8 protein-coding genes are annotated in these 13,166 nt (G+C 36.2%); 6 read left to right on the top strand and 2 right to left on the bottom strand.

Going from position 1 to position 13,166, the window contains the following annotated elements; all coding sequences use genetic code 11:
- Nucleotides 1-279: 279 nt before the first annotated feature.
- From NSQ14_RS03225 to rlmD, 3 genes are all read left to right on the top strand, one after another.
- Nucleotides 280-1,179, top strand: coding sequence for an ABC transporter ATP-binding protein (locus NSQ14_RS03225; RefSeq protein WP_041844896.1), 900 nt, complete (start codon nucleotides 280-282; stop codon nucleotides 1,177-1,179).
- Nucleotides 1,172-2,425 carry an ABC transporter permease gene (locus tag NSQ14_RS03230; protein WP_108897534.1) on the top strand — a complete coding sequence of 418 codons (1,254 nt, stop codon included), beginning with the start codon at nucleotides 1,172-1,174 and terminating at the stop codon, nucleotides 2,423-2,425. Before NSQ14_RS03225 ends, NSQ14_RS03230 begins: the two co-directional genes overlap by 8 nt.
- 1,138 nt (nucleotides 2,426-3,563) lie before the next feature.
- The gene (rlmD, locus tag NSQ14_RS03235) at nucleotides 3,564-4,934 is read left to right on the top strand and encodes a 23S rRNA (uracil(1939)-C(5))-methyltransferase RlmD (protein WP_346216856.1); all 1,371 of its coding nucleotides are present in this window, start codon (nucleotides 3,564-3,566) and stop codon (nucleotides 4,932-4,934) included.
- Between the two features lie 34 nt (nucleotides 4,935-4,968).
- Here rlmD and NSQ14_RS03240 read toward each other — a convergent pair whose 3' ends face one another.
- The gene (locus tag NSQ14_RS03240; protein ID WP_346216857.1) at nucleotides 4,969-6,447 is read right to left on the bottom strand and encodes a recombinase family protein; all 1,479 of its coding nucleotides are present in this window, start codon (nucleotides 6,445-6,447) and stop codon (nucleotides 4,969-4,971) included.
- The gene (locus NSQ14_RS03245) at nucleotides 6,444-6,614 is read right to left on the bottom strand and encodes a hypothetical protein (RefSeq protein WP_162835916.1); all 171 of its coding nucleotides are present in this window, start codon (nucleotides 6,612-6,614) and stop codon (nucleotides 6,444-6,446) included. The genes NSQ14_RS03240 and NSQ14_RS03245 overlap by 4 nt, the downstream gene beginning before the upstream one ends.
- A 521-nt stretch (nucleotides 6,615-7,135) precedes the next feature.
- On the opposite strand from NSQ14_RS03245, the gene NSQ14_RS03250 reads away from it, so the two are divergent.
- The 3 genes from NSQ14_RS03250 to NSQ14_RS03260 are packed head-to-tail and all read left to right on the top strand — an operon-like array spanning nucleotide 7,136 to nucleotide 13,085.
- Complete coding sequence (locus tag NSQ14_RS03250) at nucleotides 7,136-8,596, top strand: class I SAM-dependent DNA methyltransferase (RefSeq protein WP_346216858.1); 1,461 nt, start codon at nucleotides 7,136-7,138, stop codon at nucleotides 8,594-8,596.
- Nucleotides 8,593-9,729 carry a restriction endonuclease subunit S gene (locus tag NSQ14_RS03255; protein ID WP_346216859.1) on the top strand — a complete coding sequence of 379 codons (1,137 nt, stop codon included), beginning with the start codon at nucleotides 8,593-8,595 and terminating at the stop codon, nucleotides 9,727-9,729. The genes NSQ14_RS03250 and NSQ14_RS03255 overlap by 4 nt, the downstream gene beginning before the upstream one ends.
- A gap of 17 nt (nucleotides 9,730-9,746) precedes the next feature.
- Nucleotides 9,747-13,085 (top strand): DEAD/DEAH box helicase family protein, encoded by a 3,339-nt coding sequence (locus NSQ14_RS03260; RefSeq protein ID WP_346216860.1) that lies wholly within the window; start codon nucleotides 9,747-9,749, stop codon nucleotides 13,083-13,085.
- The last annotated feature ends 81 nt before the right edge of the window (nucleotides 13,086-13,166 follow it).

Genomic DNA, 13,166 nt, shown 5'->3' on the forward strand with positions numbered 1-13,166 from the left:
GGGAAAATTCCCCTTTAACGGCAAATCTTGTACTTTCACCGGATGATTCATTCGAAGAGGAACACAAGTGGGGAAGGGATTCCCGCAGCACACATCTGATTTGGGTACGAATAATCAGTGAGGATACCGTTTTCTGCTGTTTCCCTTTATTATGTGAGAACTTGGTCCGAACGGGTGGTGGAAAACGACACTGATAAAATAGAAGTTTCCCTTTATTATGTTAAACACCTTAAAATAAAGGTGTGACAAGCTTTTTATTTTGCTTAAAGGAGGAAGGACATGGCTTTAGAAATCGAGCATGTTTCAAAGCGATTTGGAAAGTATACAGCTGTTGATGATTTGTCGCTTTCGATTCCTGAAAAGACGATTTTTGGTTTTTTAGGCGCGAATGGAGCGGGAAAGACAACAACTTTTCGAATCATACTAGGCTTAATGGATGCCAGTTCCGGAAATGTTTCATGGAATGGAAAGCCGGTTGATTATTCAACAAGTGACAACATTGGCTATCTTCCGGAAGAACGTGGTCTTTATCCGAAACAAAAGGTTAAAGAGCAATTGATTTTTTTAGCTAGATTAAAAGGAATGAGTAAGCAAGAGGCTGAAAAGGAGTTGGGGAGATGGTTGGAACGGTTCAAAGTTCCTGACTATGCCGATAAAAAAGTGGAGGAACTGTCGAAGGGGAACCAACAAAAAATTCAGTTTATCGCTTCCGTCCTGCATAAGCCATCTTTACTTATTTTGGATGAGCCATTTAGCGGGCTCGATCCGATCAATGTCGAGCTATTAAAGCAAGCTGTTTTAGATTTAAAGGAAAGCGGTACAACAATTGTTTTTTCCAGCCACCGAATGGAGCATGTCGAACAATTATGTGAGAATTTATGTATCTTGAATAAAGGAAAAACTGTACTTCAAGGCTCTTTAAAGGAAATTAAACAGTCCTTTGGCAAGAAAAATTTAATCATTCATGCAGACTTTGATGTAAGTTTTTTGAAAGAATACCCGGGTGTTCGTAAGTCGTCTGTCACTCCAGAAGGTATTCAACTGCAAATTGAAGGTGAAGAGGTTGCCGGCAGCATTTTACAGGAGATTGTAGGAAGAGGGTTTATTCGGAAATTTGCCCTGGAGGAACCTTCTTTGAATGATATTTTCATTGAGAAAGTAGGTGCTTCCTATGAATAAGTTTTGGATCATTTTCTTTCATACTTTTTTAACTAAATTAAAAACCAAGTCTTTTATCGTGACAACGGTTATTACTCTTCTGATTATTGTTCTGCTGGCGAATATTACTAATATTATTGATTTCTTTAATAAAGGAGAAGAAGGGGAAAAAATTGCGGTTATTGATGAAACCGGGGTACTGTTTGACCCATTTCAAAATCAGTTAAAAGCAATCGATAAAGATATTCAATTGAAAAAATTTACCGGGGATAAAACAAAGGCTGATAAACAGGTTCAAAACGGCGACTTTGATGGTGTACTCGTTCTTTCCAATAATCAAGAGAATTTGCCGGCAGCGGTTTATCGATCATTAACCATTTCTAATACCTCATTGTTATCATCGCTGGAAAATGGACTGCAGCAGATGAAGACCCAAATGGCTGCAACCCAAATGAACTTATCTCAAGAACAGCTTACGAAATTGTACGAGCCTGTCTCCCTGAAAAAAGTTGCATTGGAAAAAGATGCAAAGACCGAAGAAGAGCTAAGCCAGGCGAGAGGATTAGTGTATGTACTTTTATTTGTTATTTATTTTGCCGTTATTATGTATGCGAATATGATTGCGATGGAAGTGGCTACCGAAAAATCATCACGGGTCATGGAAATCTTAATCTCCAGTGTGCCGCCGATCAAGCAGATGTTTGCGAAAATTTTAGGTGTCGGCTTGCTTGGGTTATTGCAACTTGCTCTCATGTTAGGAGTCGCCTATTTTTCATTAAAACAAAATATGGATTCAATGGAGGGCGGTTTTTTTGATGTATATGGGTTCGGTGATGTTCCGGTTGCGACCCTTGTGTATGCTTTTGTTTTCTTCCTGCTGGGTTATTTCTTGTATGCAACATTAGCGGCGTTTTTAGGGTCGTTAGTTAGTCGGATTGAAGATGTGAATCAGTTAATCACACCGATGACGTATTTGCTGATTATCGGTTTTATGATTGCCATGTTCGGTCTAGTGAAGCCGGATGCGACGTTTATTACAGTAACTTCTTATATTCCGTTCTTTACGCCCATGCTGATGTTTATGAGGGTGGGAATGCTAAATTTACCGATTTGGGAGCCGATCCTTGGAATTGTCATTTTGCTGGTTACCATTATTTTATTCGCTATTTTCGGGGCAAAAGTTTATAAAGGCGGCGTCCTCTTGTACGGGAAATCCAGTTCATTTAAAGATATTAAAAAAGCCATGCAGTTAACGAAAAATGAATGAGAAAAGGGAATAACTGTAAATGAACATGTGCAACGTTCGGAAGCGAGTCGATCGATGAGACAACTGCCATTGGGTTGTCTTATAGAGTTTGTTCAATGGGGCACATTACTTCAAATGATTGAATAATGTTCCATCGCGTTCAGAAGTGAGCCGATTTTTATGAGAAAACCGCCATCGAATTGTCTTTTAGAGCAGTTCAATGGGGTATATCACTTCAAATAATTAAAAAAAGCCCCACCGCGTTCAGATAAGAGTCCACCTATGAGGCAAAACTGCCGAAGTTTGAGAGGTCACTGAAAAACTATTTGATTACATTCACTAACACAATATATAGTATGATAAAACCAAAAAATACATCAAAATACGGTACTTAGCAAGATTATTTCGCACCTTTTTCAGTGGCCTCGAAGTTTGAAACGGTTTTGTCTCATAGTTAAAAAATAAGAGTGAAGCCGGCTTAAAAATGAATGCTGCGTGAAATTGACTTCAAGAAGGTTTACCTAATTTAATAAGAATGACTCCGATTAAGCCGCCAACCAGGTAACCGCCAAGCCCTAAATATATAGGTCCGGGAAAGTATTTGGAACCAAAAAATTACCCCCACCGTCGCAAACATTCCGGATAAAATGAAAGGCAATTTGTGTGAAACAGGAGGCGCACATTTTCGTTGAATTTCATAACTAACTTCATATGCATCCCAATGTGATATGTCAAAAATAGCTGGATAAAATAAAATCCATTGGTAGTTTAATATCGTTTGCGACTTTTCAATATCACCTAAAAATGCGTACAACAGGGCTTCATTTAAATGCCCATAAAAATTAATAGTCGTATTGGGGATTCCGAATAAAAGCCCCTTTAATAATTGACCGTTATATATTTGCCCGAATCCTGTCATTAACCAACCACAAAGAATAGCGATAAAAGGTCAAAAATCTCCGTTTAACATTTTTTAGCATTCACCCTTAAGTTTCATCATTCCCTATAATGAACTGACTTATGTGACACCAACAACTAAGCCTTAATTAGATAGGTTATTTGGTTTTGTTTAGCTATTTCCTTTGCCCCTCTATTTTTGATATAGTTTTACTTGATAACAGGCAGATGGATGAAAAACAGAGGAGTAAAGGTGGATAAAATGAGTCAAACAATACCAGTAAAGAAAAATGATTACATAGATGTAGAATTTGTTGATTTAACCCATGAAGGACAAGGGGTAGCAAAAATTGACGGCTTCCCGGTATTTGTTCCGGGTGGGCTGCCGGGTGAATCTGCGCAAATTAAAATTTTAAATGTGAAAATGAACTACGGTTATGGGAAATTGATCGAAATTAGGGAAAAAAGTCCGTACCGCGTAGAGATTCCAAAAGAGGACATGCACAAATACGGCGGTTGTCAACTTCATCATATGTCTTATGAAGGTCAGCTTCAATTTAAACAAAACTTGGTGGAACAGACACTAACGAGAATCGGAAAGTTGCAAGATGTGAATATTCATCCGATTATTGGTATGGAGCAACCTTTTCATTATCGGAATAAGGCGCAAGTTCCGGTTGGTGAGAGGAATGGACGGTTGATTACCGGATTTTATAAACCACGCACCCATGAAATTATTGATACGGATGAAAGTGTTATTCACATGGAGGCCATTAATGATGCGATTAAGATTGTAAAAGAAATTTGTAGTGAACTTGGAGTTGCGGCATACAACGAAGAAGCGCATACCGGGGTGTTGCGGCACATTATGGCGCGCTTCGGACGGAAAACGGACGAGTTAATGATTGTCCTTATCACGAGGACGGAAAAATTGCCCCATCGGGAGGAAATTGTTGGAAAAATTGTGGCTGCATTACCGAATGTTAAATCGATTGTCCATAATGTAAATCCGAAGCGGACGAATGTGATTTTAGGAGAAAAAACGCAGGTGCTCTGGGGGCAAGATGTGATATATGATTATATCGGAAATGTCAAATTTGCTATCTCACCACGATCCTTTTACCAAGTGAACCCGGTACAGACGCAGGTTTTATATGATAAGGCGTTGGCATATACAGGTCTTACCGGTGAAGAAATTGTCATTGACGCATACTGCGGAATAGGAACGATCTCGTTATTCTTGGCACAACAGGCAAAAAAGGTGTACGGGGTGGAAGTAGTCCCGGATGCAATTAATGATGCGAAAAAGAATGCTGATTTGAACGGGATAACGAATGTGGAATTTACGGTGGGAGAGGCTGAGACCGTGATTCCAAATTGGGCAAAGGAAGGAATTCATGCGGATGTTATCGTCGTGGACCCGCCAAGAAAAGGTTGCGATGCGGCGTTGCTTAAGACAATTATTGAAATGAAACCGAAGCGGGTTGTTTATGTAAGCTGCAATCCGGCAACATTGGCTCGGGATTTAGGTATATTGGAAGCAGGCGGCTATCAAACCTTGGAAGTCCAACCGGTAGACATGTTCCCGATGACGATGCATGTGGAGTGCGTTTCGCAGATAGTTTTAAAATGAAAAAATGAGGCAAGATAAGGTTTCTTTCTTGCCTCTATTCAATTTTTGGTGTGGTAAACCGGTAATGAATTATTGGTGTACCGTCCTCTTTTACCTCGATTCGATTAATCAGTCGATGGAGAATATCCTCGGTTAATTCATCGAAATTTAGGAATTGAAGTAATTCCTTTTTGAGCTTTTCAATCGTTTCGATTACATCCTCGCTTTCCATCAATGAAAGAAGTTCATTTTTCTGTTCCATTAATTCAGTTAAATCCTTGTTCGTTGCTTCAATACTCTCTTGATATTCTTCATGTGTGATCATTCCGTCAGCCAACAGGTTGATGAATTTCCTTTTTCGATTTTTTAAAACATCCATCTGTTTGTTAATCTTATTGATTTTCTTTTGAGAATTCGATTTTGTACTTTTCGATTTTCTCTCCATCTTCTTTATATATTGCTCTTTGTCCATTTGATGAATTAAGGATTTTATGTCATTTAGAATTGTTTCTTTTAAAAAATCCTCTTTTATTGTGTGGGCGGTACAAGCTTTTTTTCCATGACGCGCATAAGCCCCACAAATGTATCCGTCTCGATTGCTTCGGAACCACATACCTGTACCACAATCGGCACAAAAGAGAACATTAGTAAAAAGATGTATCTTGGGTGCTGTAATATATTTTCTTCTCTGCTCTAATTGATTTTGGACAGCATCAAACGTTTCCCTAGATATAATTGGCTCATGTGCATTTTTGATAATAAACTGTTTTTCTTTAGGAACGTTTTTTCTTCTTTTACTTGTTACACTTACTGTCGTTGTTCTTCCTTGAACAAGATCCCCAACGTAATGGGGATTTGTTAAGATGCATCTAATGGTAGAATCATGCCACTTATCTCCTGCGTTTGCTTTTCCAGCTATTTGAGCAGGGGTTGGAACTCCCTCGTTATATAGCCGTCTTGCAATACTTTGTCGTCCGTTTCCTTCCAAATATTCTTTGAAAATTCGTCTAACAATCTTTGGTGTTTCATCATTTCGGATATACAATTTTCCATCTCTTACTTCATACCCATATGGAGGATTCGAACCTTTAAAAAGTCCATTTTTTGCTCGAGTTTTTAATGTCTCTTTCACACGATTACTCGTGTTTTGAGATTCTTGTTCGTACATCCATGCATAAAGGCCAAACATATGAGTGTTCCCTGTTAATGTATTGATCGCATTATCTAATGTAATGATGTGAATCCCTTGGTTTTCACATAAGTTTTTGATTTTATAGGATAATTCTCCATTGCGGGCAAGGCGTGATAACTCTTTAGCAAGAATGATATCGAACTTCTTAGCCTGAGCATCTTCAATAAGTTTTTGAAGTTCTTCTCTTTTTGCCGTCGTCCCGCTTTCAACGTCAATATAAAATTTGTAAATATCCCAACCTTTTTCCGCTATATAATTATAAAACAGTTCTTGCTGATATTTTAAGGAATCTTTTTGTTCTTCTTTATCGGTAGAAACACGAACATATACTGCACATCTCATTTTGAATCATACTCCTTCTCGTCTTTTTGAGATGTAGCAGTGTTTACCTTACTAGCATTATTGACGAGTTCTTCAATTTTATGATCAATAATGGAATTTATAACATCCATGAAAGTGAGCGAAGTATCTGCAAAAATTCGCTCAACGGTGTTTTCTGATCTATTCATGATTTATCGCTCTCCCTTTTATAATTTTTCAATATAAAAAAAATCCGCAGAATTACATAACCAACAATGTGAATGGTTACGTAACCTCTGCGGTTCTCGCTTTTTATTGGGTTACACTATTTATTTGACTTTGTACAAATATTCTTCAATGCGATGTTTATAGGTATTTCCCTTTCCATTGTAACGATTTCTTCTATACTCAAATAAGAAATTAGTTAGCTGTGAATGTTCTTCTGTTGAAAGTTTTGATGGATGGTTCACTCTTATATAGAGAAATCCCTTTAGGAAAAAGGAATTTTATAAAAAAATATAACCGAAATAAAAAAATCTTAGATTAACCGATTTGTTCTGAAACATTATACTTATCGATTCAATGTATTTTAATAGGATTTTAAAATTTTTTAAGATATTTTGGATTAATCAATTGGGCAAATAGTTATAGGTCTCCAAGATTATCCTTTTAATAAAATGAGATAAATAGGTATAATGAAGATATATTAGATGCAGCAGGAGGAAGTTAGATGATTACAGGGGAAATTAAAAATAAAGTTGATAAAATATGGGAAACGTTTTGGACAGGTGGAATTACAAATCCACTAACTGTTATCGAACAATTTACTTATCTATTATTTATAAAAAGTTTAGATGAAGCAGAAACAATTAAAGAGAAGGAAGCGGAAATTTTAGGCATTCCTTTTGAAGGAGTCTTTCCAGAAGATAAACAACACTTGCGCTGGCACCGTTTTAAACAGCTCGGATCCCCAGAAGAAATGCATCGTGTTGTTTCCGATGAAGTTTTTCCTTTCATTAAGAATTTACATGGGAAAGATAATTCAGCATACTCCAAGTACATGGGCGATGCGATGTTCCTAATTCCTACAGCAAATATGCTAGCAAAAATAGTGGAGGGAATTGACAATTTACCACCAGCGACTGATCGTGATGTTCAAGGGGATTTATATGAGTATTTACTTTCAAAATTATCAACGTCGGGTACAAATGGACAGTTCCGTACGCCTAGACATATTATTCAAATGATGGTAGAACTCATGAAACCAACACCAGAGGATATAATAATTGACCCTGCTATGGGGACAGCTGGATTTTTAGTTGCAGCAAGCGAATACTTGCGTAAACATCACAATGATCTGTTCCTTGTTCAAGGCTTAAAAGAACATTACCATAACACCATGTTCTACGGAAATGATATGGACCGGACGATGCTTCGTATTGGTGCAATGAACATGATGCTTCATGGTGTAGATAATCCAAATATTGACTATCGAGATTCTCTCTCAGAGATTAATAAAGATAAAGAAAAATATACTTTAGTACTAGCTAATCCACCATTTAAAGGATCGTTGGATTATGAAGCGGTTTCGAACGATTTGTTGAAAATCGCTAAGACCAAGAAAACGGAATTATTATTCTTATCATTATTTATTCGGATTTTAAAACCGGGTGGTCGGGCTGCCGTCATTGTTCCAGATGGTGTGTTATTTGGAAGTTCAAAAGCACATAAAACTATCCGGAAAGAGATTATTGATAATCATAAACTTGAAGCCATAATCTCCATGCCGAGCGGAGTGTTTAAACCATACGCAGGGGTATCCACGGCCGTTATGATTTTCACAAAAACAGGTGCAGGTGGTACAGACAACGTATGGTTCTATGATATGAAAGCAGATGGTTTTTCGTTGGACGACAAGCGTAACCCAGTTGAAGAGAATGATATACCGGACATTATTAAACGATTTAACAATTTAGAAGCAGAAAAAGAAAGGAAACGGACAGAACAATCCTTCTTTGTACCGGTTGAAGAACTACGGGAAAACGACTATGATTTGTCGATTAATAAGTATAAAGAGATTGAGTATGATGAAGTTGAATACGAGGAGCCGCAGAAAATAATTAAAAAGATAAAATCCTATGAAGATGAAATAATTGCAGGCTTGGAAGAACTGGAGGAGTTATTAAAGTGAAAATCATTTCGCTTGGTTCTTTAGTTAAAATTAGAACAGGGAAATTAGATGCTAATGCAAATGATCCTAATGGAAAGTATCCTTTTTTTACTTGCTCTAGGGAAGCTCTAAAAATAAACAGTTATACCTATGATTGTGAATGTGTGCTAGTAGCAGGAAATGGCGATTTAAATGTTAAATATTATAATGGAAAATTTGATGCTTATCAAAGAACATATATTTTAGAATCATTAGATAAAAAAACACTGAATGTTAAGTATCTTTATTATTTTATGGAACGATACGTTTCAAAATTACGCAAAATGTCTATTGGTGGGGTTATAAAGTATATAAAATTGAGTTATTTAACAGAAGCAAAAATTCCATTACCTGATTTAAAAGTTCAGAATAAAATTGTAGAAGTGTTAGATAAAGCTCAATATTTAATTAGTAAGCGTAAATCCCAAATCGAAGCATTAGACCAATTAACGCAAAGTGTGTTTTTGGAGATGTTTGGGGATCCATATAAGAACCCTAAAAATTGGCCAGTAGGAACCATTAAGGACATTACTTTAAAAACACAATATGGAACTAGTAAAAAGGCAAGTGAAAATAAAGGAAAGTATCCAATATTAAGAATGGGAAACATTACCTATAATGGGTTTCTAGATTTTAATGATATGAAATATATTGATTTAGATGATTCAGAAGCTGAGAAATATTTGGTTCATAAAGGTGATTTATTATTTAATAGGACAAATAGTAAGGAACTTGTAGGCAAAACTGCTGTTTACCGTGAAGAATTACCAATGGCCTATGCTGGATATTTAGTTAAACTAGTACCAAATGAAAAGGCAAATAGTGAGTTTATATCTGGATTTTTAAATTCTAAATACGGAAAAACTCTACTTTATTCAATGGCAAAAAATATAGTGGGTATGGCGAATATCAATGCTGAAGAATTAAAAAGGATAAAGATTTATATACCACCAAGAGATTTGCAAGATAAATTTGCCTCAATAATATCAAATATATTAGAGAGAAGAGAGTTGCTAAATAAAGGGTTAAAGCTGCTAGAAGAAAATTATAATTCCCTTATGCAACGTGCCTTCAAAGGCGAATTATTTACCGAAGAAAAAGTTTCTAACCTTTAATCAAAGGAGGTGTTCATGTGTCTAACTTCAGCTTTTTAAAAGGGAAAAAACAGTATCGTAGTTTTGCTGATGCTTGTTTTGAAGCTGAAAAAGGCTTAGTTGTTAGCCCAGCTGTCAGTGCGATTCAGTCTCGTCGAGCGCTGGAGCTGGCTGTGAAGTGGGTTTATAGTTATGACAGTGCTTTGAAAGTTCCTTATCAGGATAACCTTTCCAGTTTGATTCACGATCGAGAGTTTTTAGGAATTATTGATGAAGATTTATTGCCGATGATGAAGTATGTGGTGAAACTCGGCAATCAAGCGGTTCATACGAATGCCCCCATCACCCGTGATGAAGCGGTTTTATCTCTTCATCACCTATTCCAATTTATTGCGTGGATTGATTACTGTTATTCTGATGAATTTACGGCCGGGGAATTTGATGAATCCCTACTTCCGGTTGGTGAAGAAAAGAAGGTTCGCCCGAAAGAATTACAAGATTTATATGAACAATTAAGTGCGAAGGACCGGAAACTTGAAGAAATTATTAAGGAAAATCAACATCTTCGTAAAAAGGTCACAGAAAAACGTGAACAGAACACGAAAGAAAATAATTTCCAAGTAGATCAATTAAATGAATTTGAAACAAGACTAAAATATATCGATTTAGATTTGAAACTTGCCGGTTGGGAGTTTAATAAAGATATCATTCGAGAATATCCAGTACTAGGTATGCCAAACAAAGAAGGTAAAGGATTCGCAGATTACGTTTTATTTGGAGATAATGGGAAGCCTCTTGCTGTAGTAGAAGCAAAAAGAACGTCAAAGGATCCAAAAATTGGTCGCCAACAAGCCAAACTTTATGCTGATTGTATCGAAAAAATGTCAGGTGTTCGCCCGGTGATTTTCTATTCGAACGGCTTTGAAACGTATATTTGGCATGATCAGTATCCGCCAAGAAAAGTTTCTGGATTTTACAATAAAGAAGAACTAAGTTTGTTAATCGAACGTCGCCAAATGAAGCGTCCATTATCAAATGTACAAATAAATGATGATATTAGTAACCGTTATTATCAAAAAGAAGCCATTTTATCTGTTTGTGATGCATTGAGTCGTAATCAAAGAAAAGCACTTCTTGTAATGGCTACAGGTAGTGGAAAAACGAGAACAGCAATTTCAATTGTCGATGTTTTGACTCGGCATAATTGGGTGAAAAATGTTCTCTTCTTAGCAGATCGTAAAGCTTTAATAAACCAAGCATATCGTAACTTTAATAACTTACTGCCAAGTATACCTTTATGCAATCTTTTAGATAACAAGGATAACCCAGAGGAAAGCCGAATCGTCTTTTCTACATATCCAACGATGATGAATGCCATCGATGAGGCGAAAAGAAAAAATGGCAAAAAACTATTTACCGTTGGACACTTTGATCTCATCATCATTGATGAGTCGCATCGAAGTATCTATAAAAAATACCGCAGCATTTTCGATTATTTTGATGGAATTTTACTCGGCTTAACGGCAACTCCAAAAGATGAAATTGATAAAAATACGTATGAAGTGTTTGAAATGGAAAATGGTGTTCCGACTTATGCTTATGAGCTGGATCAAGCTGTAAAAGATAGGTTTTTAGTTGATTACCGAACAATTGAAACAAAGACAAAGTTTCTAGAAGAAGGTATTCATTACGATGATTTATCGGAAGAAGATAAAGAAAAATATGAAGAAACCTTTGATGAAGAAGATTTCACTGAAGATATTGACAGCTCTGCCTTAAATGAATGGCTCTTTAATGACAACACCATCGATATGGTTCTGAAAGATTTAATGAACAAAGGCATTCATGTAGAAGGCGGAGACAAGCTAGGCAAAACTATTATTTTTGCGAAAAATCATCGCCATGCCGAAAGAATCGTAGAACGGTTTGACGCATTGTTCCCAGAGTATGGTGGAGATTTTGCTAGAGTCATTGATTATAGCATAAAATATGTTCAAACATTAATAGATGACTTTTCAGATAAAAGTAAAATGCCACAAATTGCTGTATCTGTAGATATGCTTGATACAGGTGTGGACATACCAGAAGTGGTTAATCTTGTATTCTTTAAAAAGGTTCGCTCGAAAACAAAGTTCTGGCAAATGATTGGTCGTGGAACACGGCTTTGTCCAGATTTATTTGGAATTGGACAAGATAAAACGCATTTCCTCATCTTTGACTATTGCGGAAACTTTGAGTTTTTCCGTGAAAATCCAAAGGGAATGGAAACTCAAGTTGGTAAAAGCCTGACAGAAAAACTATTCAATGCCAAAGTGGATATTATCCGTGAATTACAAGGAACTGAGTATCAAACAGAAGAATATATCAAACATCGCAGTGAATTAGTCCATGAAGTAACGAGGGATATACTTGCATTAGATAATGAAAACTTTCGTGTCCGACAACATTTACAATATGTGGAGAAATTTAAAAACAAGGATAATTGGATCTCATTATCAGTTCTTGATACGAATGAAATAAAAGAACATATCTCACCAATCATTGTCCCAGTCCAAGATGATGAATTTGCTAAACGTTTTGATTTATTAATGTATACGATTGAATTGGCAAAATTACAAGCCAACAATGCAACAAAACCAATTCGCAGCGTCATTCAAACGGCGGAAGCACTTTCTAAACTTGGTACAATCCCACAAGTATTGGAGCAAAAGCACATCATTGATAAAGTGTTAACAGAAGAATTTTGGGATAGTGCTGATATTTTTGAGTTAGATGAAGTGCGTGAAGCATTAAGAGATTTAATTAAATTTATCGAAAAAGAAACTCAGAAAATTTACTATACAAACTTCCAAGATGAAGTGATTGAAGTAAAAGAAAACGCTTCGATGTTCAATGTAAATGATTTACAAAATTACCGGAAGAAAGTAGAATATTATTTAAATGAACATAAAGACCAAATGGCGATTTACAAACTGTACCATAATAAACCACTAACAGCCCAAGATGTAAAAATGCTTGAAGATATACTTTGGAAAGAACTTGGTACGAGAGAAGATTACGAAAAAGATTTTGGTGACACGCCGATTACAAAACTAGTTCGGCAAATTGTTGGCTTGGATCCGAAAGCAGCCAACGAAGCATTTTCCGAATTCCTTTCAGAGGAGCGGTTAAATCTAAACCAAATTCGATTTGTTAAACACATTGTTGATTACGTAATAAAGAACGGAACACTCGATAAAAAAGTCTTACAACAAGAACCATTCAAATCAGTTGGCAGTATTGTTGAATTGTTCAAAGATAATATGGACGATGCAAGAAAAATTATTGGGATTATTGATGAGATTAATCGTAATGCGGAAGGAGTGACAGGGGCATAAAACAACTAAGATAGGCATCTAAGAATATATAAATTTTAGGTGCCTATTTATAGTTCAAAAGAAAACCAGAAATTAAGAAAC

This window comes from Caldifermentibacillus hisashii (assembly GCF_039654145.1).
Classification (GTDB): Bacteria; Bacillota; Bacilli; order Bacillales; family Caldibacillaceae; genus Caldifermentibacillus; species Caldifermentibacillus hisashii.